Annotated in this window: 21 protein-coding genes; 5 read left to right on the forward strand and 16 right to left on the reverse strand. The window is 63.5% G+C overall.

Annotation, left to right across the window (positions count from 1 at the left end; translation table 11 throughout):
- Nucleotides 1–42: 42 nt before the first annotated feature.
- From RC54_RS00380 to RC54_RS00390, 3 genes are all read left to right on the forward strand, one after another.
- Nucleotides 43–822 carry a basic amino acid ABC transporter substrate-binding protein gene (locus tag RC54_RS00380; protein WP_058893847.1) on the forward strand — a complete coding sequence of 260 codons (780 nt, stop codon included), beginning with the start codon at nt 43–45 and terminating at the stop codon, nt 820–822.
- Between the two features lie 123 nt (nt 823–945).
- Complete coding sequence (locus tag RC54_RS00385; protein WP_058893848.1) at nt 946–1,698, forward strand: amino acid ABC transporter permease; 753 nt, start codon at nt 946–948, stop codon at nt 1,696–1,698.
- A 5-nt stretch (nt 1,699–1,703) separates the two neighbouring features.
- Nucleotides 1,704–2,426, forward strand: coding sequence for an amino acid ABC transporter ATP-binding protein (locus RC54_RS00390; protein ID WP_017452660.1), 723 nt, complete (start codon nt 1,704–1,706; stop codon nt 2,424–2,426).
- Between the two features lie 60 nt (nt 2,427–2,486).
- Here RC54_RS00390 and RC54_RS00395 read toward each other — a convergent pair whose 3' ends face one another.
- From RC54_RS00395 to RC54_RS00435, 9 genes are all read right to left on the reverse strand, one after another.
- The gene (locus tag RC54_RS00395; RefSeq protein ID WP_061789869.1) at nt 2,487–3,332 is read right to left on the reverse strand and encodes a DMT family transporter; all 846 of its coding nucleotides are present in this window, start codon (nt 3,330–3,332) and stop codon (nt 2,487–2,489) included.
- The gene (trmB, locus tag RC54_RS00400; RefSeq protein ID WP_061789868.1) at nt 3,329–4,012 is read right to left on the reverse strand and encodes a tRNA (guanine(46)-N(7))-methyltransferase TrmB; all 684 of its coding nucleotides are present in this window, start codon (nt 4,010–4,012) and stop codon (nt 3,329–3,331) included. Before trmB ends, RC54_RS00395 begins: the two co-directional genes overlap by 4 nt.
- Nucleotides 4,013–4,145: 133 nt before the next feature.
- Complete coding sequence (locus tag RC54_RS00405; protein WP_006713246.1) at nt 4,146–4,403, reverse strand: BTH_I0359 family protein; 258 nt, start codon at nt 4,401–4,403, stop codon at nt 4,146–4,148.
- A gap of 497 nt (nt 4,404–4,900) precedes the next feature.
- Nucleotides 4,901–5,647 carry a response regulator gene (locus RC54_RS00410; RefSeq protein WP_017452657.1) on the reverse strand — a complete coding sequence of 249 codons (747 nt, stop codon included), beginning with the start codon at nt 5,645–5,647 and terminating at the stop codon, nt 4,901–4,903.
- A 166-nt stretch (nt 5,648–5,813) separates the two neighbouring features.
- Nucleotides 5,814–8,093 (reverse strand): sensor histidine kinase, encoded by a 2,280-nt coding sequence (locus RC54_RS00415; protein ID WP_061789867.1) that lies wholly within the window; start codon nt 8,091–8,093, stop codon nt 5,814–5,816.
- Nucleotides 8,090–8,722 carry a DUF4390 domain-containing protein gene (locus RC54_RS00420; RefSeq protein ID WP_373281446.1) on the reverse strand — a complete coding sequence of 211 codons (633 nt, stop codon included), beginning with the start codon at nt 8,720–8,722 and terminating at the stop codon, nt 8,090–8,092. The genes RC54_RS00415 and RC54_RS00420 overlap by 4 nt, the downstream gene beginning before the upstream one ends.
- A complete protein-coding gene (gene rsmB / locus RC54_RS00425) occupies nt 8,719–10,038 on the reverse strand; it encodes a 16S rRNA (cytosine(967)-C(5))-methyltransferase RsmB (protein WP_208652668.1) in 1,320 nt (439 codons plus the stop codon). The genes RC54_RS00420 and rsmB overlap by 4 nt, the downstream gene beginning before the upstream one ends.
- A 177-nt stretch (nt 10,039–10,215) precedes the next feature.
- The gene (locus RC54_RS00430) at nt 10,216–10,560 is read right to left on the reverse strand and encodes a DUF1840 domain-containing protein (protein WP_061789864.1); all 345 of its coding nucleotides are present in this window, start codon (nt 10,558–10,560) and stop codon (nt 10,216–10,218) included.
- A 175-nt stretch (nt 10,561–10,735) separates the two neighbouring features.
- Nucleotides 10,736–11,263 (reverse strand): hypothetical protein, encoded by a 528-nt coding sequence (locus tag RC54_RS00435; RefSeq protein WP_061789863.1) that lies wholly within the window; start codon nt 11,261–11,263, stop codon nt 10,736–10,738.
- Between the two features lie 147 nt (nt 11,264–11,410).
- On the opposite strand from RC54_RS00435, the gene RC54_RS00440 reads away from it, so the two are divergent.
- On the forward strand, nt 11,411–13,417 hold the full coding sequence (locus RC54_RS00440) for an OPT family oligopeptide transporter (protein ID WP_061789900.1): 2,007 nt from the start codon (nt 11,411–11,413) through the stop codon (nt 13,415–13,417).
- Between the two features lie 19 nt (nt 13,418–13,436).
- Here RC54_RS00440 and RC54_RS00445 read toward each other — a convergent pair whose 3' ends face one another.
- The 7 genes from RC54_RS00445 to RC54_RS00475 form a co-directional block, all read right to left on the reverse strand.
- Nucleotides 13,437–14,378, reverse strand: a complete 942-nt coding sequence (locus tag RC54_RS00445) for a phosphatidate cytidylyltransferase (protein WP_373281445.1) — start codon at nt 14,376–14,378, stop codon at nt 13,437–13,439.
- Nucleotides 14,379–14,395: 17 nt separating this feature from the next.
- Nucleotides 14,396–15,016 (reverse strand): lysophospholipid acyltransferase family protein, encoded by a 621-nt coding sequence (locus RC54_RS00450; protein ID WP_082685950.1) that lies wholly within the window; start codon nt 15,014–15,016, stop codon nt 14,396–14,398.
- Between the two features lie 20 nt (nt 15,017–15,036).
- On the reverse strand, nt 15,037–16,911 hold the full coding sequence (locus RC54_RS00455; protein WP_061789862.1) for a phosphatase PAP2/dual specificity phosphatase family protein: 1,875 nt from the start codon (nt 16,909–16,911) through the stop codon (nt 15,037–15,039).
- Nucleotides 16,908–18,659, reverse strand: coding sequence for a bifunctional alpha/beta hydrolase/class I SAM-dependent methyltransferase (locus RC54_RS00460; RefSeq protein WP_058893858.1), 1,752 nt, complete (start codon nt 18,657–18,659; stop codon nt 16,908–16,910). Before RC54_RS00460 ends, RC54_RS00455 begins: the two co-directional genes overlap by 4 nt.
- Entirely contained in the window at nt 18,656–19,270 is a 615-nt protein-coding gene (locus tag RC54_RS00465; RefSeq protein WP_082685951.1) for a CDP-alcohol phosphatidyltransferase family protein, read from the reverse strand. Before RC54_RS00465 ends, RC54_RS00460 begins: the two co-directional genes overlap by 4 nt.
- Nucleotides 19,271–19,476: 206 nt before the next feature.
- Nucleotides 19,477–21,012 carry a YifB family Mg chelatase-like AAA ATPase gene (locus RC54_RS00470; protein ID WP_061789861.1) on the reverse strand — a complete coding sequence of 512 codons (1,536 nt, stop codon included), beginning with the start codon at nt 21,010–21,012 and terminating at the stop codon, nt 19,477–19,479.
- Nucleotides 21,013–21,085: 73 nt separating this feature from the next.
- Complete coding sequence (locus RC54_RS00475) at nt 21,086–21,331, reverse strand: accessory factor UbiK family protein (RefSeq protein ID WP_008334075.1); 246 nt, start codon at nt 21,329–21,331, stop codon at nt 21,086–21,088.
- Nucleotides 21,332–21,763: 432 nt separating this feature from the next.
- On the opposite strand from RC54_RS00475, the gene RC54_RS00480 reads away from it, so the two are divergent.
- Nucleotides 21,764–22,543, forward strand: a complete 780-nt coding sequence (locus tag RC54_RS00480) for a TorF family putative porin (RefSeq protein ID WP_058893860.1) — start codon at nt 21,764–21,766, stop codon at nt 22,541–22,543.
- Nucleotides 22,544–22,545 lie beyond the last annotated feature (2 nt).

A 22,545-nucleotide genomic window follows, 5' to 3' on the forward strand; every position in this document is an offset into this window, starting at 1 on the left:
CGCCAGCCCCGGGTTCATTTCCATCCTCTGAAAGAAGGCATCATGTCGATCAAGAAATTATTCACCATCGCCGCCAGCGCGCTGGCCCTGTCCTGTGCTGCCGGCACCACCCTGGCGGCTGACCAGACTTATGTGGTCGGCGCTGGCGGTACCTACCGTCCCTTCGAATTCGAAACCCCCAAGAAGGAACTGGTGGGCTTCGACATCGACCTGATCAAGGCCATCTCCAAGGCTTCCAACTTCAAGATCCAGCTGGTCAGCACCCCCTGGGAAGGCATCTTCGCCACCTTGGGCCAGGGTGACCGCGACATCATCATCTCCGGCATCACCATCACCGACAAGCGCTCGCAGATGGTCGATTTCTCGCTGCCTTATTTCCCGGCCGAGCAAGTCATCATCACCAATGCCGACGCCAAGATCACCGCGCTGGCTGACCTGAAGAAGAGCCAGGTGGCCGTGGTCAATTCCACTGCCGGTGACATCGTGGTCTCCGAAGAACTGGGCAAGGCCAGCACCGCCATTCACCGCTTCGACAATACCGTGCTGATGCTGGAAGAACTGTATCGCGGTGGCGTCGATGCGGCTGTGGGTGACGTGGGCGTGATCAAGTTCTACATCAAGAGCCATCCCGAGAAACAGTTCAAGGTGGTGGGCGACAGCAAGTTCGTGCGCCAGTACTTCGGCATCGCCGTCAAGAAGGGCAACAAGGAACTGCTGGACAAGATCAATGCCGGCCTGAAGCAGATCGTCGCCGATGGCACCTATGCCAAGATCTATAAGACCTGGTTCGACGGCGAAGTGCCGACCCTGCCGCTGAAGTAAGCCTCTCTCCGGCGCACGGCCCATGCCCCTGGCGGGCAGGGTGCCGTGGGCCCGTCCCGCTGGTTCCGCCTGCTTGTTCTTGCTCGACCGTTTTTTCAACACCTCCGTTTGAACGGACTCATCATGCATCCCTTCTTCCAATGGGAAATCATCGGCGAATACCTGCCGCTGTTCGTCGAAGGCACCTGGATGACCTTGAAGGCCGCGATCATCTGCGTGATTGCCGGCACCTGCTGGGGCCTGGTGCTGGGCGTGGGCCGCCTGGCCGAGGCACGCCATGGTTTCTGGAAATATTTCCTGCGCTACTGCGTGCAGTGGCCGATCCGCTTCTACGTCAGCTTTCTGCGCGGCACGCCCTTGTTCGTGCAGATCCTGCTGATCCACTTTGCGCTCATGCCGATGCTGATCAACCCCAGTGGCGGCCTGATCCTCTCGGGTGACCTGGCGCGTGAAATCCGCTCGCACTATGGCGCGTTTGCTTCGGCGGTGCTGGCCATCACGCTCAACTCGGGTGCCTATGTGTCGGAAATCTTCCGCGCCGGCATCCAGTCCATCGACCGTGGCCAGAGCGAAGCCTCGCGCTCGCTGGGCATGAGCTACATGGCGACCTTGCGCCGCGTGGTGCTGCCGCAGGCCTTCCGTCGCATGTTGCCGCCGCTGGGCAACAATGCCATTGCCATCGTCAAGGATTCTTCGCTGGCCTCGGCCATCGGCCTGGCTGAACTGGCCTATGCGGCGCGCACTGTTTCCGGCGCCTATGCGCGTTACTGGGAGCCGTATCTGACCATCTCGGTGATCTACTGGGTCATCACGCTGGCGCTGTCGGCGCTGGTGCGCCATCTGGAAGCGCGTTACGGCAAGGGAGATGCACGATGAGTACGATGATCAAGGTCAATCAACTGCAGAAACGCTTCGGCCAGGCGCACATCCTGCGCGGCATCGATTGCGAGATTCGCGCGCGTGAAGTGGTGTGCGTGATCGGCCCCTCCGGCTCGGGCAAGAGTACCTTCCTGCGCTGCCTCAATGGTCTGGAAGAGGTCAGCGATGGCGATATCTTCATCGAAGGCGTCAAGCTCAATGATCCCAAGGTCGATCTGAACGCCTTGCGCGCCGAGCTGGGCATGGTGTTCCAGCGCTTCAACCTGTTCCCGCACATGACGGTGCTGGAAAACCTGATCATGGCGCCCATGCAGGTCAAGAAGATGTCGCGCCGCCAGGCCGTGTTGGTGGCCGAGAAGCTGTTGCAGAAGGTGGGCTTGCTGGACAAGATCGATGCCTTCCCCAACCAGCTCTCGGGCGGCCAGCAGCAGCGCGTGGCCATTGCCCGCGCGCTGGCCATGGAACCGAAGGTAATGCTGTTCGACGAACCGACCTCGGCGCTGGACCCGGAACTGGTAGGCGAAGTGCTGAGCGTGATGAAGCAGTTGGCCGAGGAAGGCATGACCATGGTGGTGGTGACGCACGAGATGGGCTTTGCCCGTGAAGTCTCGGATCGTGTCTTCTTCATCGACCAGGGCGTCATCATGGAAGAGGGACCGCCGCAGCAGGTGCTGGGCGAACCGGTGCATGAGCGCACGCGCGATTTCCTGCGCAAGGTGTTGTAAGCATCAATGAAAAACGCCGGGATCATTCCCGGCGTTTTTCATTTCTGCAGCCGCGCCGTCTCAGTGATGCGCCCCCAGCACGATGGCGCCGGCCGCAATCACCAGGCAGGACAGCACCCGTCGCAAGGTGAGCTTCTCACCGAGGAACAAGGTACCGATCAAGAGCGCAAACAGCACCGAGGTTTCGCGCAGCGCCGAGACCATGCCCATGGGCGCCAGCGTCACGGCCCAGATCACGATGCCATAGGCCAGCAGCGACATGAGGCCGCCGCCCAACCCGATCCAGGTTTCCTTGTGCGACAGCACCACTGGCGAGCGGCCATGCTGGTAGTGGTAGATCACGGCCAGGGCAAAGCTGTCGGCCAGGAACAGCCAGCCGGCATAGGCGATGGCGTCGCCTGCCAGGCGCGCGCCGATGCCATCGGTGATGGTGTAGGCGGCGATGAAGGCGCCGGTGGCCAAGGCCGCCAGCGGGGCAGACAGGTGTTGGCGACGGCGCATGGCGCGCAGGTCAGCCAGGCTGACGATGCCCACCGACACCAGCGTAATGCCGATGACCGTGTAGATGCCCAGTTGCTCGCCGGCGAACAGGGCCGCCCCCAGCGCCACCAGCAGCGGTGAGGAGCCGCGTGCAATCGGATAGGATTGGCCGAAGTCGCCGATGCGGTAGGCGCGGATCAGGAACAGGTTGTAGCCGGTGTGCAAGAGACCCGAGAGCAGGATGTAGCACCAGCTATCGACCTGCGGCAGCGGTCGCCACAGCACCAGCGGGATCGCGCCCAGGCCGGCGCCCAGGGTCATGAGCGACAGCGAGGCCAGGCGGTCGTGGCTGCTTTTGAGGAGCGCGTTCCAGGACGCGTGCAGCAGGGCGGCAGTTAGGACCAGGGCAATGACGGCCAGGTTCATGCGGTGGCCCCGTCATCGAGATCGACCACGCAACGCCATAGCGCATGGCCGGAAGCCAGGTATTTGCGCTCGAAGGGGGTGATGGGGGTGGCGGGTAGCCAGGGTTCGGCCTGGATACTGCGTCCGGTGAGCTGGTTCAGGGCCGATATGAATTCTTCTACATAGATACGCCAGTTACTGCGGCATTCCAGCCGTCCACCGAGTGACAAGATGAAGGGAAACACCGCATGGCCATGCCAGCGTCGGGCCAGGTGGCCGATCTTGGGCCAGGGGTTGGGGTAGAGCAGGTAGTGTTGCGCCGGGCGCAGGCCGGCTTGTTGCGCCAGGCGCCAGTAGTCGACCAGGTCGGCGCGCACGAAGCACAGGTTGTCCGGTTCCGGGCCATCCCAGTGGGTATGGCGGGCCAGACGGTCGGCCGACTGGTCGATGCCGATGACGAAGTGATCCGGGTATTGCGCCGCCAGGTGCAGGGTGGACAGGCCCACGCCGCAGCCGGTGTCGAGGATCAGGGGCGGCTCGCCCGCCGCGCCCCAGGCCGCCATGCTGGCCTCGAAGGCGCGCAGGTTGTAGTCGGTCACGGGTTTGCGAAAAGGATGGGCCGGGTGGGCGTGGCGCGCGACTAGGGCGCTCAGTTGGTCATGCACGCCGGTCTGGGCGCTGCGGATGGGCGAGGAATTCACGAAAAAAGAGGGCAGGGCGGCAAAGCGCCATTTTAAAGGACGGCGCACCCGGCTGTCCGATGGCAAGCTGACCAAAAAAAAGCGCCGCGCGGTGGGCGCGGCGCTGTGGCCTCGTTGGGCTGGCAGGACCGGATCAGTGCAAGGTCATGGGATGGCGCATCATCACGTCATAGCGGCTCAGGAAGTTGTCGATGTCTTCCATGGTCGGCTCGGACGCGATCAACTCCTGGACGTCCTTGCGGAACAGTTCGGCGGCCGGGCCATCGATGTAGATTTCACGTTGGCCGGACTTGTCCATGATCTCGTAGCCGCCGAAGCGTAGGGCTTCGTGGTCGGTGTCGGCACCGAATTCGACGACGCTGTACTGCTCACTGTTGTAGATCAGGTTCATAGTGACTCCTTATGCTGGAATACTGCTTCGAAAAGGAAGTGGCGCCTTCACTGTAAATTTCAAGACCCTTCACTTGGGCCGCGCCCTTGGTGCATTTCTGCTACTTCGATACAGCTCCCTCGGGGAACGCCGCGTCGCTTGCGCTCCTGAGTCTGGTTACGGCAGCCTGGCCACAAAACTTTGATGCCGGCCATGTTGCCTGGATGAATTGCCAACGTTTTGCTGCTTTTTTGCCGCCAGGCAGCTCCTGCCAGCCAAAAGTAGATGACAAGCCGCCGCGGAAGTTCATCTTGGATATTGCGGACGAGCAAGCCTTGCCATGGGTTCAGAATGCCGCTGTCGGAGCGAAAAGAACATCAGGAAATTTCTGACGCCGCCACATCCCCATGGGCGGCGCTGTCATGCCAATACAATACGATAGAGCCTACCAAAAGAAACGGGACCGCGTTGCGATCCCGTTTCTTTTGCTCCTGGCTGGTGGGCCCGCATGGCGAGTTTCAGTGATTCTTGCGCGCCAGCTTGCCTGGTTCCACGCCCAGTTGCTTGAGCTTGCGGTAGAGGTGGGTGCGCTCCAGGCCGGTACGTTCGGCCACGCGGGTCATGCTGCCGTTTTCGCGCACCAGATGGTATTCGAAGTAGGCGCGCTCGAAGGCATCGCGCGCTTCGCGCAGCGGCAGGTCGAAGGAGATGTTGGCGGCATTGTCGGCCACCTGGCCGAAGGGCGCCGCTGCCGGGGCGCCCTGATGCAGCGCTTCGCCGCCCAGGGCGGGGGCGTAGGTGGTCGCCGGGGTGACGTGTTCCACATGCAGGCCATCGGTGGCGCCATTGGCGACCGCTGCCACCGGGGCCGGGCGGTAGCTGGCCGGGCGCACCGCTTCGCGGCTGTGCGACAGGCCTTGCTGGACGGCCTTGAGCAGCTTTTGCAGGGCGATCGGCTTTTCCAGGAAGTTCAGGGCACCGATGCGGGTGGCTTCGACGGCGGTGTCGATGGTGGCGTGGCCGGACATCATGATGACCGGCATCGTCAACAGGCCATCGCGCTGCCATTCCTTCAGCAGCGTTACGCCATCGGTGTCGGGCATCCAGATATCGAGCAATACGAGGTCGGGGACGCCGGCCTGGCGAAGCTCGCGTGCCTGCTGCGCGTTTTCCGCAGTGGTCACGACATGTCCTTCATCGCCCAGAATTTCTGAGAGCAATTCGCGGATACCCATTTCGTCATCGACGACCAGGATGTTAGCCATGTGCTGCTTTCCTCGCTGCTAGTTCATTGTCCAAGTTTTCGATCTTGTTCCGGGCCGGTAGGCTCGACGCGGCGTTAGCGAGTCTACCTTGATGAACTGCCGATCCCTGCCGGTGTGGTGCATTCGAATCTTGAGCCTGTCGACGTTTTCCAGAGAAAACTGTCTCTTAATCAATAGGTGCTAACTTTACCAGCAAAATTACAATTTTTGCGCCTCTCCCATCGGTACGATTCTGGATATCGATGCGGCCGCCGTGTTCCTCGACGATTTTCTTGACCATGGCCAGTCCCAGACCGGTGCCGCGGGCCTTGGACGTGACGTAGGGTTCGAAGGCACGCGCCAGGATGGTGGGCGAAAAACCGGGGCCGTTATCCATGATGGACAGCCGCACGGCGGGTTGGCGCTGCCCATTGGTGCCGGCAATGTCGATCTGCTCGGTCAGCACGTCGATGCGGGGGGCTTGCTGGCCATCATCGGTGACTGCGTCCTGGGCATTTTGCAGCAGGTTGTGGATGACCTGGCGCATCTGGGTGGCGTCGCCCATGACCTTGCTCATCTCCGGTGCCAGGCGCGCATGGATCACGTCGCGGCCATCGCCGGCCAGGTAGAGGTTGAGGATTTCCTCGATCAGGGCGTTCAGGTCCAGCGCCACCGGCTTGGCCGGCGGGGTCTTGGCGTAGTCGCGGAAGTCGTCGACCATGCGCTTCATGGCCGTGACCTGGTTGACGATGGTGGTGGTGCCCTTGTCCAGAATGGCGGCGTCGGCCGGCATGAGCTTGTCGGCCAGGCGATGTTGCAGGCGTTCGGCCGAGAGCTGGATGGGGGTCAGCGGGTTCTTGATTTCGTGGGCCAGGCGGCGTGCCACTTCGCCCCAGGCGATCGAACGCTGGGCTGAGATGACGTTGCTGATGTCATCGAACACCACCACGTAACCCACGCCATTTTCCACCGGCAGGTGCGAGCCGCGTGCCAGCAAGGTCAGCTTGTCATGGTCGGGCTTGCCGCCTTGCTCATCGTTGGCCTCTAGCACCGCGCCGGGCTGGCGTGACAATTCGAACTGGCGTTGCCAGTGCAGACCATCGGCACCGTCGCTGCTGTGCTGGGCCAGTTGTTCGGAGAAGGCGCGGATGATGGCCTGGGCAAACGGCGCCTGGCTGTCGATGGTCTGCAGGGGCGTGCCGATGTTGGCCGAGAAGTCGTAGCCTAGGATGCGGCGCACCGAATCATTGGCGCTGACGATGTTGAAGTGCCCATCCAGCACCATCACCCCGGCCGACATGTTGGCCAGCACCGATTCCAGGTAGGCCTTGGCGTTTTCCAGCTCGGCGCGGTTTTTTTCCACCGAGGTGCGCGCCTCCAGCAACTGGCGCGTCATGGTGTTGAAGGATTGCGTGAGCGTGCCCAGTTCGTCGGAGGTACTGACGATGGGCCGCGGTGACAGATTGCCCTCGGCCACTGCCTTGGTGCCTTCGGCCAAGAGCAAGAGTGGCTTGGCCAGGTCGCTGGCGATCAGGAAGGCGCTGGCAATGGCGGCGAAGATGGCCAGCAGCAGCGTCAGGGTCAGCGTCACCAGGTAGATCTTGCGCAGGCCCGAGCGCGAGACAGAGCGCTGCTGGTATTCGTTGTAGGCCAGCCGTAGCGTCTCGGCATTGCTGGCCAGGTAATCCGGCACCGGCTGCAGGATCTGCAGATAGCGCGTCTCGTTTTGCAGCGACATGCCGCGGCTGGGCGCCGGGATCAGCACCACCACGTGCAGTCGCAGGTTGCCATCGGAATCGGATTCACCATTGGGCGGTCGCGTGTCATCGCTTTCCACCGCCGAAAAGGCCCGTGAGACCCGCGCCTGGCGCGTGGCCTGGGGGCTGGGCAGGGTAGGGGTGAGCGAGCCGATCGAGCCGCCCACCGTCCCCATCACCTGGCCATTGGCGTTGACGATGGTGATTTCCATGTTCTGGTCGCGCTGGCGTGACAGGTAGGTCACCTGTTCCGAGTCGCTCATGTCGGAGAGCTCCTGGGCCATGCCGCGGGCACGCGAGACCAGGTCAGAGAGCGACGAATCGAGCGCATTGCGGCCCAGGTTCAGGCCGGATTCGAGCGCGGCTTCCATGCGCACGTCGAACCAGGATTCGATGGAGCGCGAGACGAACTGCACCGACATCAGGTAGATCACTGCCCCCGGCACGATGCCCACCAGCGCAAACATCAGCACCAGCCGCGCCAGCAGCTTGGAGCCGAACTTGCCGCGCCGGTAGCGCTTGTAGAGCCGCCCCAGCAGCAGCAGCACCAGGCCCAGCAGCGAGATGGCGGCCAGGCCGTTCAAGAACAGCAGCCAGGGATAGTGTTGCTCGAAGAGGGCGGAGTTTTCGGAAGCCGAGGCCAGCAGGAAGAGCAGGATGCTGATCACGCCCCCGCCGACCACCAGCAGATAGCGTAAGGTGCGGCTCATTCGGGTTTGTAGTTGAATTCAATCCAGTCGGAGGACAGGCGCCAGTCGCTGTTGTTGAGCGCATTGACCTGGAAGGGCTTGGGCAGCAGCGCCACGTCCAGCCGCATCCGCAGGCCGACATGATAGATTTCGCCAGCCTTGAGCGTGTTGTTGTCGGCGATGATCCAGCGCGGCGGGCGACGGATCAGCGTCAGGGCGTCGTCCAGGTTGGTGAAGCTCTGCTGCAACTGGCCGCTGATGGCGGTGTGGTATTGCCGGGTCAGCACGTTATAGGACAGCCGCAGGGTGCGCGTGGAGGAGACGCTGGTTTCGTCGAACCAGTACCAGCGCCGCCGGGTCAGTTGGACTTCGGTGGTGAAATACAGCGGCACACCGCGTGAGAGCGCATCTTCCAAGCCGCGATTGAGATCGAAGTCATACGAGACCGAGAGCCGGTAGCCTTCATCGCTGGCTTCGATGCTGGCCTGGTTGACCGTGATTTCAGCGGCCTGCGCGGCCGAGCCGGTCAACAGCGTAGTCAAGGCCAGCAGCACCAGCAGCCAGCGCAGCATGGCGCGCAGTAGCCGTCCACAGCCAAGATGCAGGCTGCGAGCGGGAGTGGGGAGAGGGACCGATTGCGTCAAATTCATGCACCAGGTTTTTGGAACAGCGCATAGAACAGGCCATCGTGATCGGCATTGTCACTGGCGGTCGGCAACAGTTGACCTGGAGCGGGCAGCCGGATGGCATGGTTTTTCTGCGCGAAGGCGATCGCTTGCTGCTCCGATTCCTGGGGCCACAGCGAGCAGGTTACGAGCAGCAATTTACCATCCGGTCGCAGCATCTGCCAAAGCTTGTCCAAAATTTGCGAGGAAAGTGTTGCAAGCTGCGCGGTATCGGTCTTGCGGCGCAGCCAGCGGATATCCGGGTGACGCCGCACGATGCCCGAGGCGGTGCAGGGGACGTCGGCCAGGATGCGGTCAAACGGCTGGCCATCCCACCAGCCATCCTCGCGGGCGTCGCCAGCGGTCAGGCGCGCTTTGAGCTGCAAGCGCTCGAGGTTCTCGGCGATGCGCTGCAGGCGGCGGGCATCGTGGTCCAGTGCCTGCAGTTCCAGATCGGCCAGTTCCAGCAGGTGGCCGGTCTTGCCGCCGGGGGCGGCGCAGGCGTCCAGCACGCGCATCCCATCGGCCACGTCCAGCAGCGGCGCGGCCAGTTGGGCGGCGGCATCCTGCACCGACACCACGCCCTCGGCAAAGCCGGGAATCTGTTGCACCGGCACCGGCTTGTCCAGTCGCACCGCGTAGGGGCCGACGGCGCGCGCGCCGATGCCGGCCCCCTGCAGCGTGGCCAGGTATTGCTCGACGCTGGCACGGCGGCGGTTCACGCGCAAGGTGAGCGGCGGCGGCTGGTTGCCGGCCAGCAGGATGGCTTGCCATTGCTCGGGATAAGCGCCCTTGAGGCGGTCGATCCACCAGGTCGGGTAATTCCAGGTGCCGGGCGGGGTCTTGCTGGCTTGCGGCATCAACGACACGCGCTCGCGCAGGTAGCGGCGCAGGATGGCGTTGACCACGCCCTTGGCGAAATTCATTTCCTGGCTGATGGCCGCCGCCTGCACGGCCTGGTCGACCACGGTAAAGCTGTCGTAGCCGGCATCCTGTTCATCCACCAGCAACGCCAGGGCGGTTACCAGCAGACCGTGCAATACCTCCGGCTGGGGCGGCTTGTTGGCCAGCAGGCTCAAGAGGCTGTCGGTGAGGCCCAGATGGCGCATGGCGCGGTAGCTCAGGTCCTGGATGGCGCCGCGGGCCGGCGGCGGCGCATCGCTGCGCGCGAAAATCTGGGCCAGCGCCTGTGGCAGTGCCTGACCGGCGCGTACCGCAGCCACCGCCTGGGCGGCATAGGCCAACTGGTAGGCCAGGGAATCGGCCTTCACGCCGGCAGGGAGGAGAGAAATCTGGATCACGTCTTGGCTAGCTCTGGAAGGTAGGACAGCACCCGTGTTGCGGCACAGCAATGGTCGACGCAAGGGGCGCGGGCCGCCAGTGTACCAGCGGCCAATGCCGGGGCACAAAAACAAAACGGCTGCCGCGGTGGATGATCGCGGCAGCCGTCTTGTTTCAGGCCGGGGGGCGCAGGTCTTTCAGACGCCCCACAGAATGTCGTGATTGCCCTTCTTGGCTTCGCGCAGCATGTCCAGCAACGGATAGGCACGTGCCGAGAAGCTCACAGGTTCGATCTTTTCGTGCTTGTGGTCATCGACCTCGCCGTTGTGGTGAGCGTTGACGTCACGTGCCAGGGCTTCGGCCGCTTCGTGCGACTTGCTGGCGTTGATCTGCTGTTCCAGCACGGCGATGGCTTCACCAGCCTCGGTGGCGGTGATTACGCCGCGGGCGACGTCCTTGTGCAGCAGGTCCAAGATGGGTTTGGCGTGCGACTCGTACATCACCACATCGGCAGCCGCTTTTGATTTGAAGGTGATCAGCATATTTCCTCAGGATCTTTGAAGTGAAAACGTTTTTTGGGCGCGGCCGGGTCGACCGGGCTATGTTGGAAATGCGCTGCGGATTGCATCCGCATTTCTGCGGGAATACCCGTTTGGAGTGACGGGTAGCACAAGAATACCCCGGCAGCCGGAATCTTGTCACCCGGCTCGGCCCCGCTCAGATTGGTTTGAAAGAGCTGAAAAAGGTTTCAATGTTTTCCTCCTTGAAGGCTTTTTCATCTCCCACGATGAGAATCTGATAAACCCGTCGCTCGCGCACGGCCAGCCGTGCCACCAGCCGCAGCGGCCGCCCGCGCGACAGGCCGCGGGCGTCCAGGTCGATCGTGCGGGCAAAAACCGTGGTCTGGCCAGGCCAGGTAGGTGTGCCCTGGGGTTGGCCGGCGATGTTGTTCAACAGGGCCGTGCGCATGGTTTCCAGCGCCCGCATGGCGGCGGCGGGATCGGGCAGTTCGGCACTGCCCACGGCGAAGGTCAGGCCGTCGACCTCGGCAGCGGTCATGCTCATGTCCACCCTGGGGCCATCGAGGTCGATCGGGCGCGTCACGCTAGCGGGCTTGGCCGGCAGCAGCACCATGAAATGGGCGCCGTTGTCGCTGGCCTGGCGCCAGTTGTAGCGTGGCGAACAGGCCGCCAGGCACAGGCAGGCCAACGACAGGCAGAGCATGGCAGGACGAAGGCGGCGCATCTTCAGGCTCCAGGAGGGTGGGTGGCCATCATAGCAAAGCTCGCCGGCGCTCTCTTTCGCGCTGAAAAAAAGCGCCATTGTCCGATGGTCGTCAGGCAATTCTTGCGGTATAAGAACGCATCCAAATGGATCGAACCCTTTACCGATATGAAAAACGACAACCACGCCGGCCTGCCGGAACTGACCCTGCGCGGAATGCTGCTGGGCGCGCTCATTACGGTGGTCTTTACGGCCTCCAACGTCTATCTCGGCCTCAAGGTCGGGCTGACTTTTTCTTCGGCCATTCCGGCCGCCGTGATCTCGATGGAGGTGCTGCGCCTGTTCAACAATGCCAATATCCTGGAAAACAACATGGTGCAGACCCAGGCCTCGGCAGCCGGCACCTTGTCTTCGATCATCTTCATCCTGCCCGGGCTAGTGATGATGGGCCACTGGCAGGGCTTTCCCTTCCTGCAGACGCTGGGCATCTGTGCCGCCGGCGGCATGTTGGGGGTGATGTTTTCCATCCCGCTGCGCCGCGTGATGGTGGTACAAAGCGCGCTGCCCTACCCGGAAGGCGTGGCGGCGGCCGAAATCCTGCGCGTGGGCAGTGCCGACGCCGGGGGCGGCGAGGAAACACGGCGCGGCCTGCGCGACATCCTGTTTGGCGGTAGCTTGGCAGCAGTCTTCAGTTTGATTTCCAGCGGACTGAAGCTTTTTTCCGAGAGCATCAGCCTGTGGCTCACCGCCGGCGCCTCGGTGGTACGTCTGACCATGGGCTTTTCTCTGGCGCTGGTGGGGGCGGGCTACATGATTGGCATCGTCTCCGGCATCGCCATCCTGATCGGCCTGGTACTCGCCTGGGGCGTGGCCGTGCCTTACCTGACGGCAGTCACCGCGCACGCACCGGACCTGGCCCTTTCAGACTTCGCCAATGGCCTGTGGAAAAGCCAGGTGCGCTTCATCGGCGCCGGCATGATCGGCGTGGCCGCGATCTGGACCCTGGCGACCCTCTTCAAGCCCATGCTTGATGGCGTCAAGGCTTCGCTGTCGACGCTGGCGCGACGTCAGCAGGGCAGCACCGAGCGCACCGACCAGGACTTGTCGCCGCGCTGGATCATCGTCATCAGCCTGGGCATGATTGCGCTGCTGGCAGTGGTGTTCGCCTCCTTCCTGTCCGGCGCGCCGGTCTCGCCGGGGCTGTTCATCGGACTGGTGGTCTATGCGGTGGTATTTGCCTTCGTGTTCGGCTTCCTGGTGGCGGCGGCCTGCGGTTACATGGCCGGCCTGATCGGTTCATCCTCCAGCCCGATTTCGGGCATCGGCATCGTGGCCGTGATCCTGGTGTCGGTGCTGTTGCTGGTCTCGGGCGCGGTCGATCCGCTGCTGGCCACCCCCGAGGGCAGCAAGCTGGCCATCGCCGTGGCGCTGTTCGTGACCGCCGCCATCATCGCGGTGGCAGCCATTGCCAATGACAACCTGCAAGACCTCAAGACCGGCCAACTGGTCGGTGCCACCCCCTGGCGGCAACAGGTGGCGCTGCTGGTGGGATGCGTGGTCGGTGCGCTGATCATTCCTCCGGTGCTCAACCTGCTCTATCACGCCTATGGCTTCACTGGCGCATTGCCGCGCGCCGGTATGGATGCGGCTCAGGCCCTGGCGGCACCACAGGCCACGCTGATGACCGCCATTGCCACCGGCATTTTCACCCGTGAACTGAACTGGACCATGTTGGGCGTGGGCGTGGCGCTGGGCATCGTGCTCATCGTGATCGACTGGTTGCTGGCCCGCCGTGGCGGCGTGGCGCGCCTGCCGGTGCTGGCTGTGGGCATCGGCATCTATCTGCCACCGATGGTCAGCAGCGCTCTGTTCCTGGGCGCGTTGCTGGGTTGGCTGATCGAACGCGTCCTGCGTCGTCGCGCCCAGGCAGCCGGTGCCGACTTCGAGGCCTACGCCGACAAGCCGCGTCAGCGCGGCATCCTGGTGGCCTCCGGCCTGATCGTGGGGGAAAGCCTGGTGGGCGTGCTGCTGGCGGCCATCATCGGCTTTACCGGCAAGGATGCCCCGCTGGCGCTGGTCTCCGGGGCCTTCGAGTCCACCGGACAGTGGCTGGGGCTGGCGGCGCTGGCCTTGATCCTGCTGGCATTTGCGCGTCGGATCATGCCCGTGCGTTGAGGTCGGTGCGCCGCTTGGCTCAGGGCACCCACCAATAACGCAGGATGTGGAAGAAGATCGGGGCCGAAAAGCTGATCGAATCGACCCGGTCCAGCATCCCGCCATGACCTTCGATCATGGCGCCCCAGTCTTTGAGTCCGCGGTCACGCTTGATCGCGGACAGCACGAAGCCCCCGAAGAAGCCCAGGATGTTGATGGTCAGCGCCACCAAGGCCGCCTGCCAGACGTTGAAGGGCGTGATCCAGTGCAGCGCCGCGCCGACCGCTGTGGAAGTCAGCACACCGCCGACCAGTCCTTCCAGCGTCTTGGACGGTGAAATCTGCGGCGCCAGCTTGCGCTTGCCGAACAGCTTGCCCCATACATATTGGAAGACATCGCTGGACTGCACGGTGAGCACCAGGAACACGATCAATTGCAGATTGCGTCCCTGGAAGCCGGGAATGGACAGCGTCAACAGGGCCGGCACATGCGAGATGCAGTACACGCAGATCATCAATCCCCATTGCACCTTGGCTGCTCGCTCCAGGAAATGCTTGGTATCGGCCGACAGCGAGGCCGAGATCGGCAGCAGCAGGAAGGCGTAGACCGGGATCAGGATGGAGAACAGGCCATACCAGTCCATCCAGATCAACACATATTGCAGCGGCAGGAACACAAAGAAACACCAGAGCAGGGCGCGATGATCCCCCACGCGGGTGTAGGTCACCGAGATGAATTCGCGCAGCGCCTGCAGTGAAATGAAGGCAAACAGCACCACCACACCGGTCTTGCCCATCCAGAATGCCAGCGCCAGTGCGCCGATCATCCACCACCAGGCCTTGATGCGAGCATTCAGATTGTCGACCACGCTACTGTTGCGCCCGGCCAGGCGCCAGCGCAGCAGGCCGCCGATCGCGCTGGCCAGGGCGAGCACGGCAAATACGCCGGCGAAGAGGGCGATTAAGGTAGTTTGGGGATTCATGATCGATTCCGGCAGGTTCATTCGGCGATGGGGGCGAGTTTGAGCAGGGCTTCCCGGGCTCGGGTCAGGAATTGCTCCTTGCTTTCACCGGCTTGCAGCATCAGCGGTTCGCCGAAGCTCAAGGTACACAGCAGGGGCAGCGGCACCAGGTGGCCCTTGGGCATGGCGCGCCCCAGGTTTTCTATCCACACCGGCACCAATTCGACTTCCGGGTGGGCGCAGGCCAGGTGGTACAGGCCACTCTTGAACGGTAGTAGGCCATCGTCGAGGTTGCGCGTGCCTTCCGGGAACAGGATCAGCGATTCGCCAGCGGCCAGCACCTGGCCCATCACACCGATAGGGTCGGCGCTGCGCCCGGCTTGCCGGTCCACCAGCACACCGCGGAAGACGCGGTTGATGACGTAGCGGCGCAGCGCGCCCTTGAGCCAGTAATCGGCTCCGGCCACGGGGCGCGTCTGCTTGCGCATCAAGCGCGGCAGCATACTCCAGACCAGCACGAAATCGCCATGGCTGCGGTGGTTGGGATAATAGACGCGCAGCTTGCTGGGGTCGGGGGCGGCGAACCAGCGTGCGCGCACGCCCGTAAGCACGCGCGCGAAGCTGCAGATGGCGGAAGCGAAGAGGCGATCGATCAGCATACAGATTCAGTCTTCAAGGATCAGAAAAAGAACAACACCACGAAGCTGCCCACCCAAGCCCCTAGCTGTCCGGCCAAGCATCGGTACTGGTACCGCAGCAGCCGGCGCGCCCCTGCGGTGCGTTGAGCCAGCGAACGGGTGGGCTCTGGTTGCTGGCCCAGGCCGCTCTCTCTGATGGCCAGGTCAAAGGCAGCCATATCGTCCTCGGGCCGTATTCCCTGATTTCCCTGATGCCAGCGGCGCGCCCAGGAGGCGAAGATGGGCGCGTCGAAGGCGCAGCGCAGGGCGAAGCAGTACTCGGCAATTCCGAAGGCGATGGACAGCGTCAGTGGTATCCAGAGCTTCGGCGTGTCCACCTGCAAGGCCAGCAGGATCAAGGCGGCGCCGCTGAGCATCCGGCTGGCGGCGTCCAGCGGACGGCTCAGGCCCAACAGTGCTGCGGCGATTTCAGCTTGGTGCGCGGCTTGCAGTGCATCGGGCAGGAGATTCAGATGGGCGGCGTCGTTGGCGGCATCGCCACAGGAACCCTGGCGCAGGTCAGGCATGTGATTCTCCTTGAGCAGGCGCTGCTCCACCTCCTGTAGGCGTTGGCGCAGCGCGTCGTTGATGACCACCGTGGGCCGGCGTTCGGCCAGCAGCGCGAGGGCGCAAGTCATGTCGGCGCAACGTCCGCTCAGGCACAGCCAGGTGGCCACGGCAGCGGCGCTGCGCGAATAGCCCAGGGCGCAGGCTACCAGCACCGGACCACGCCCGCGCAGTGATTCGATGCTGCGGGCAGCGGCCAGCAATTGATCGGCGTCGGGCGCGACCAGGTCCAGCCAGGCATGGCCAGCGTAGCGCCAGTAGCCGCGCGGGGCGGGCAATTCGGCACAGAGGTCGCACAGGGCGGCAAAGCGGCCTGTGCACATCTCGATGCTGGTGGGCAGGCGGCCCAGCCAGACATCATCGGCGATGGCATCCGGCTGGGGATGGCGGCGTGTCCATAGGCGGGCATTGCGCGCGGCGCCCCAGGTATACGGCGCCAGCAGCCATGTTGCCGCCAGCGAACGTTTGCCGTCGATCTTCTGAAAGCCGCCAGCGCCGGCCCAGGCATAGTTCCAGGCCACGATGGCCAGCGACAAGGCCAGCCAGCCCAGTGGCGCGGCCAGAGGCCGCACGTTGACGGCCAGACCCAGTGCCAGCAAGGCACCCAGGCCATAGGCCAGCGCCAGACGCAGGCGTCGCGTGCTGCCCAGGCCGTCGCGCCGCAGCGGGCTTGCGCCTTGGTCCGGCCACAGCCACAGGCAGAACAGGCCCAGCATCGCACCGGTCGGAATATCGATGAAGTGATGCTGCCAGGTGGTCAGCACCGACAGGCCGATCAGCAGCGCCCAGCCGTGGATGAAAAGCTTGACCAGCCATCCGCTGGGCAAGCGGGCGAACTGCACCCAGATCAGCACCAGTAGTGCGATATGCAGCGATGGCGCTTGATTGTAGGGCAGATCGAAGGCCGCCAGCGAAGCGAACAGGGCGCCGAACAGACCCTCCGAAGGCGGGCGCACGAAGGCAAAGCGCAGCGGAAAGGCCAGAAAGCAGGCCACCGCGATCAACTGCGCGCTCAACAGCCGCAGGGCATGACGGTCGGTCTGGCGCGGGGTGCGGCAACACAGGAAGGAAAAGCCGTACAACAGGTCGATGGACCAGTAGGGAACGATGGTCCAGGGCAGGAAGGGGATATGGCTTTCCCAGGCATAGAAGAAGCTGGGAACGTTGGCGCGTGCGGCGGCGGCATGGTTGGCCAAGCCGTAGCTGAGGAAGAACAAGGGGCCCAGTAGCAACAGCCACGCCACGCCGCGCTTCCAAGGCAGCGGCGTGGGCGGCGCCGCAGGTGCCAGCGGCTGCACCACCTGGCTCATGAGACCTTGCGCCGGGCCAGCGAGACCGTGAAGATGCCCCACGGGTCGATGCGCTGCTCCAGTTTTTCGAAACCGGCCTCGGCGACCAACTGGTCCATCTCGGCCTGGGTGCGGCGACGCATGACCCAGGCCTGTCCGCCGCGATGGCTGGTGAGGGCGCGGGCGATCATTTCCAGTTGCGGATGCCAGGGCTGGCCGGTATAGATCAGGTAGCCACCGGGCGCAATTGCGTCGGCCAGGCCCGCCAGCGAAGTGGCCACCGCGTCATTGTCGGGGAAAAGTTCATATAGGCCCGAGACGATGCCCACCGTCGGCCGTGGTTGCAGCGCTGCCAGGCTGGCCCGGTCGAAAGCGTCACCTTGGACGAAGCGGGCGATGTCGCCCAGGCCCTTTTCCTTGATCAGCACGCTTCCCTGGCGCACGTTCAGTTCGCTGTAGTCGCGCAGCAGGATGGATTCGGGTCGCGGGCCGCTATCCAGGGCTTCCAGCACGTAGCGTCCGTGTCCAGCCGCAATGTCGAGCACGCGCAGCGGCTGGCCTTCGGCTTGCAGGCGGGCCAGCGCCAGGCGCAGCAATTGTTCGATGTGCAGCTTGCGCTGGCGGATGCCCTTCCAGCCGATGGCATCCAGGTAGTGGCGGTCAATCGCGCGGCCCAGCGGCCCGACGCCCTGGGGACGATTGCGATAGACGTAGTCCAGCGTGCTGCCCGAATCGAAGCCGGTGCGGTGGCCCAGCGCCACCCCGGTCGACAGCAGGCCGCCCAGCTTGAGGTTGGCGCGATAGCCGGCCCAGTAAAGACCTTTTGGGCTCAAGGCCGGCAGTGGTGCAGCCAGTGCCTGGGCTTCATCGAAGGTCGGTCCTTGGCGGTGTGCCTGGCGCAGGTCCGGGCGCGACCAGGGTTGGGCGAACTGGCGCAGGATGAAGTCGCGGGCCAGATCGGTGGCAATCTTGCGATCCTTTTCACCGAAGGTGTCGTGGTAGAAACCGGGCAGCACGTGCTTTTCCTTGGCCGTGCTTCCCAGGCGCGCAAAGAAGTCGTGCTGCGGGCCGTGATGCACCACCCAGTCGGCACCGGAGATGAGCAGTTGGGTCGGGATGGTGATGGCCTGGGCGTCGGCCACCACCCGTTCGGCCGCCTCATAGAGCGCCAGCAGGATGTTCACCGAGATCGGCCGGCTGATCAGCGGGTCGCTGTCGTAGGAGGCCTGACGCTGCCGGTCGTGGGTGAGGAACTTGGCCTTGACATAGCTGTTGACGAAGAAATTGCCGCGCAGCTTCTGCTGCAGGGCCAGGCCGGTACGGGCAAAGGGGACGTAGAGCTTGACCTTGAAGGCCGGCGAGGCCAGCACCAGGCAGCGCACGCGCGGGGCATAGTCATGCGCCCAGGTCGACACCAGCACCGCGCCCACGCTTTGCGCCAGCACGGCCAAGTCTTCTTCGGCCAGTTGCCATTGCTGGCGCAGGTGGCCGATAAAGGTCTGCACATCGCGCACCGAATCGGCAAAGCTGGGCGAATAGCCGCGCGGACCAGGCGAGCGGCCGTGGCCGCGGGCATCCCAGGCGTAGAAATCGAAGTCCGGCAGATCGAGTTCATCGACCAGATGCGCCATGCGAGCGCCATGCTCGTGGCCGCGGTGAAACATCACGACTGCACCGCGCCGCTGGGCTGAGGTGGCGGGCCAGCGACGGTAGAACAGGGTCTGGTCGTCGTGGGTGATGAACTGGTGTTCCTGGACAGGTCGGTTCATGGGCGGGGGAGAGCGGCCAGGCCGCTGCGGATACGGTTGACGATATTGAGCAGGATGGCCACTGCCGCCAGCGGCAGCGCCCAGAAGATCCAGTCCGGCAGTGCGCCGGCCAGGCCCAGCCACAGGCCCAGGGCGCCGAACAGGAAGGCGCGGTCGCTCTTGCCCATGGGGCCGGCGTACTGGCGCGGCGCCCCCACCATCGGGCCCAGCGCGCCGGCCATCTCTGAGACGGCCGCCAGGAAGATCACGCTGCCCACGCTGGCCCAGCCAAACGGCGCCACCAGCACGAAGGGCAGGTAGAGTGCGGCATCGGCGATGACGTCGCTCAATTCATTGAGATAGGCGCCCAGCGCCGATTGCTGGCCGAATTCGCGCGCCAGCATCCCGTCCACCGCATTCAAGGCCATGCGCAGGAACATCCACAGCGGCAGCAGCAGGAACCAGCCGGGCCGTTGCGCCCCCAGCATGAATAGCCATGCACCCAGGGCCAGCGAGATCAGCATGGCCAGCAGGGTCACCGCATTGGCTGTCACGCCGGCATGGGCCAAGGCTCGCACCATGGGGCGCAAGAGCGCCTGGAAGCGGGGTTTGAGTTGATAGATGCTGATCATGCAGCACCTGCCGCATGGCGGAGAATAAAGAGGGAGGGCATGGCATCGTCCGTTGTTATAGGTTTTGCTTGAGTTCTTCTTTTGTGCGCGGGCGCTTTGTGGTCTTTGTCCACGCAAGTAGCTCTTCTGTTCCCGCTATTGCACAAAGTAAGGGGAAATTACATGCAAAGTGTTATTGCCTGGACAAGCCAAATCGACCATTTGTGTCATTGGCCGGCCAGTCCTCGTCGATACTGGATTGCCTCGGCCACATGGGCTTGCCCGAGCGCGTCGCTAGTGGCCAGGTCGGCGATGGTGCGGGCCAGTTTCAACACGCGGTGATAGGCCCGCGCCGACCATTCCAGGCGCACCATGGCGGCTTGCAGTAGTTGACTGGCAGCCTGGTCCGGTTGGCAATAGCGGTCGATCTCGCTGCCGCTTAACTGGCTGTTGGGTTTGCCCTGGCGCTGCAGTTGAAGGTCGAAGGCCAGCGCCACCCGTTGCGCGATGGCGGCGCTGGGCTCTCCCGGTTGATGGGCTGCCAGTTCTGCCGGACTGAGCGCGCCGACCTGCAATTGCATGTCGATGCGATCGAGCAGCGGGCCGGACAGGCGCGCTTGGTAGCGCTTGACCAGTTCCGGCGTACAGCGGCAGCGCCCGCTCGCTTCGCCGTGCAGGCCACAGGGGCAGGGATTCATCGCCGCCACCAGTTGGAAGCGTGCCGGAAATTCGGCCTGGCGTGCCGCGCGTGAGATGGTGATGCGGCCCGATTCCATCGGCTGGCGCAGCACGTCCAGCACGCTTCGGGGATATTCGGCGATTTCGTCCAGGAACAGCACTCCGTGATGCGCCAACGAAATCTCCCCCGGCCGCGGCGTACTGCCACCCCCCACCAGTGCCACGGCTGAGGCTGTGTGATGCGGCGCCCGAAAAGGGCGCTGCTGCCAGCGACTGATATCGAAACTGCCCGAGAGCGATTGCACGGCTGCCGATTCCAGCGCTTGCTCCTGCGTCATCGGCGGCAGAATCCCGGGGAACCGCGTGGCCAGCATCGACTTGCCGGCACCGGGCGGACCGACCAGCAACATGCTGTGCTGGCCGGCTGCCGCCACTTCCATGGCGCGTCGGGCCTGCAATTGCCCCTTGATGTCGCTGAAGTCGGGATACGCTGGCCGGGGAGAGGTCGCCCTTGCCTGGTGTGGCTGCAGGCGCTCGCGCTGGTCGCGGGTGCTGAAATGGGCGCACACGTCCAGCAGCGAAGTCGCCGGTAGGATGCAGGCCTGCGGCACCAGCGCCGCTTCGTCGGCGTTGGCGGCGGGCAGGATGAAGCTGCGCTGGTGGCCGGCGGTCTCGGCGTGGGCTTGGGTATCGCGCTGGATGGCGCAGGTCATGGCCAGCGCGCCGCGGATGGGCAGCAGTTGTCCCGAGAGTGACAACTCGCCTGCATATTCATGTTCGTCCAGCCGGTCGGCCGGGATCTGGCCGGATGCGGCCAGGATACCCAACGCCATGGCCAGGTCGAAGCGCCCCGATTCCTTGGGCAGGTCGGCCGGGGCCAGGTTGATCGTGATGCGTCGTGCCGGGAATTCGAAGCGGGCATTTTGCAGTGCCGCCCGCACGCGGTCGCGGGCTTCCTTCACCTCGGTGTCGGGCAGCCCGACGATGGTGAAGGCCGGCAAGCCATTGGCCAGATGCACCTCGACCGTTACCGGCAGGGCGCTCATGCCGGCCAGGGCGCGGCTACGCAAGACTGCCAGGCTCATTGCAATGGGCCTGGCAGCTTGTCAGAGAGAAAAAGGGAAGGGGGAGGGAAAGAGAAAAATGTCGTCGCCGGGATCATGGAGTCTGTTTTTGCTGAGCTTCAAGCTCGGCAACACGCGCTTCCAGCGCCTCCAGGCGGGCACGGGTCTTGGCCAGGACCTGGGCCTGGACGTCGAATTCCTCGCGCGTGACCAGGTCCAGCTTGGCAAAACCCTGACTCAACATGGCCTTGACGTTCTTCTCGATGTCCTTGGCCGGAGAGTTCTCGATCGCCTTGTTGATCTTGGATTGCAGGTCTTCAAAAAATGGGGGCTTGTCCATGTCGGATCTCCTTGGCAGATAGCTGTACTGCAAGTTTAGCGGTTTCCCGCCCATCCTCAAACCATCCTCGAACCGCGATGGTCCTGATCAGACCGCTTTTTTGCCACCAGGTGCCCGGCCTTGGATGAATTTTCCTTCAGGAAATGCTCCGACTTGGTGACTTTTTCTTCGCCCGCCGTCCGCGCACCAAAATGTGTTTGCCGCGTTTGACGCAAGATTAATAAAAAACCATCAATATCGCACCAGCAGCGTGCATTTATTCATTTGATGCACTATTTTGAGGCTGGGCTCGAAAAAAATCGTCGTAAATCTCTGGTTTCACGGGCAAACACAAGTCAGCCTTGCCACAACGACATGGCACGGCTCCTGCTACAGGATGGGAGAAAGACAAAAAAAGACTTTATTGTTCAAACATAAACCAGAGGGAAAGTCATGAAGAAACTGATTCTTGCAACAGCCATCGCCGCATCCTTCGTTTCTACCGTGGCCCGTGCAGAGGACGCCAAGCCGGATAATGAATTGACCTTCAACGCCGCCGTGGTGAACGACTACCGCTACCGCGGCCTGACCCAGACCCGTTTCGACCCGGCCCTGCAGGTTGGTGCTGACTACACGCACAACCCGACCGGTCTCTACGCAGGCACCTGGCTGACCAACATCAAGTGGATCAAGGACGCCGGCACGCTGGCCGGTACCGATACCAAGGGCGACGTCGAGTGGGACATCTACGGCGGCAAGCGCGGTGACATCGGCGGCGGCTTCACTTATGACGTCGGTGGTCTGGCCTACTACTATCCGGGCAACACCCTGGACAAGGTGGCCAAGAACGCCAACACCTTCGAACTGTACGGCCAGGTCGGTTACGGCCCGGGCTACTTCAAGTATTCGCAATCGCTGACCAACCTGTTCGGCGCTGCCAACAGCAAGTACAGCCAATACTTCGATCTGGGTGCCAACATCGAGACCTACTATGGCGTCATCCTGGGTCTGCATGTCGGTCACCAGAACGTGCGTGGCAATCCCAACCAGTTGAGCTACACCGACTGGAAGATCGGTCTGTCCAAGACCTTCGACCAAGCCGCCGGTATCACCCTGGGCCTGGCCTATGTCGGTACCGACCTCAAGGATGGCGTGTCCACCACGCCGGCCTCGGATGGCTTCAAGAACGTCGGCAAGAATGGCTTTGTCGTCTCCCTCAGCAAAACTTTCTAACA

It is taken from the genome of Herbaspirillum rubrisubalbicans, from assembly GCF_003719195.1.
GTDB classification, from domain to species: domain Bacteria; phylum Pseudomonadota; class Gammaproteobacteria; order Burkholderiales; family Burkholderiaceae_D; genus Herbaspirillum; species Herbaspirillum rubrisubalbicans.

Bases quoted from the DNA above. Each gene is read 5' to 3' on its own strand.
- RC54_RS00380 (WP_058893847.1), top strand. From the start codon at position 43: ATGTCGATCAAGAAATTATTCACCATCGCCGCCAGCGCGCTGGCCCTG.
- RC54_RS00385 (WP_058893848.1), top strand. From the start codon at position 946: ATGCATCCCTTCTTCCAATGGGAAATCATCGGCGAATACCTGCCGCTG.
- RC54_RS00390 (WP_017452660.1), top strand. From the start codon at position 1,704: ATGATCAAGGTCAATCAACTGCAGAAACGCTTCGGCCAGGCGCACATC.
- RC54_RS00395 (WP_061789869.1), bottom strand. From the start codon at position 3,332: ATGAACCTGGCCGTCATTGCCCTGGTCCTAACTGCCGCCCTGCTGCAC.
- RC54_RS00405 (WP_006713246.1), bottom strand. From the start codon at position 4,403: ATGAACCTGATCTACAACAGTGAGCAGTACAGCGTCGTCGAATTCGGT.
- RC54_RS00410 (WP_017452657.1), bottom strand. From the start codon at position 5,647: ATGGCTAACATCCTGGTCGTCGATGACGAAATGGGTATCCGCGAATTG.
- RC54_RS00415 (WP_061789867.1), bottom strand. From the start codon at position 8,093: ATGAGCCGCACCTTACGCTATCTGCTGGTGGTCGGCGGGGGCGTGATC.
- RC54_RS00420 (WP_373281446.1), bottom strand. From the start codon at position 8,722: ATGAATTTGACGCAATCGGTCCCTCTCCCCACTCCCGCTCGCAGCCTG.
- RC54_RS00430 (WP_061789864.1), bottom strand. From the start codon at position 10,560: ATGCTGATCACCTTCAAATCAAAAGCGGCTGCCGATGTGGTGATGTAC.
- RC54_RS00435 (WP_061789863.1), bottom strand. From the start codon at position 11,263: ATGCGCCGCCTTCGTCCTGCCATGCTCTGCCTGTCGTTGGCCTGCCTG.
- RC54_RS00440 (WP_061789900.1), top strand. From the start codon at position 11,411: ATGAAAAACGACAACCACGCCGGCCTGCCGGAACTGACCCTGCGCGGA.
- RC54_RS00445 (WP_373281445.1), bottom strand. From the start codon at position 14,378: ATGAATCCCCAAACTACCTTAATCGCCCTCTTCGCCGGCGTATTTGCC.
- RC54_RS00450 (WP_082685950.1), bottom strand. From the start codon at position 15,016: ATGCTGATCGATCGCCTCTTCGCTTCCGCCATCTGCAGCTTCGCGCGC.
- RC54_RS00455 (WP_061789862.1), bottom strand. From the start codon at position 16,911: ATGAGCCAGGTGGTGCAGCCGCTGGCACCTGCGGCGCCGCCCACGCCG.
- RC54_RS00460 (WP_058893858.1), bottom strand. From the start codon at position 18,659: ATGAACCGACCTGTCCAGGAACACCAGTTCATCACCCACGACGACCAG.
- RC54_RS00465 (WP_082685951.1), bottom strand. From the start codon at position 19,270: ATGATCAGCATCTATCAACTCAAACCCCGCTTCCAGGCGCTCTTGCGC.
- RC54_RS00470 (WP_061789861.1), bottom strand. From the start codon at position 21,012: ATGAGCCTGGCAGTCTTGCGTAGCCGCGCCCTGGCCGGCATGAGCGCC.
- RC54_RS00475 (WP_008334075.1), bottom strand. From the start codon at position 21,331: ATGGACAAGCCCCCATTTTTTGAAGACCTGCAATCCAAGATCAACAAG.
- RC54_RS00480 (WP_058893860.1), top strand. From the start codon at position 21,764: ATGAAGAAACTGATTCTTGCAACAGCCATCGCCGCATCCTTCGTTTCT.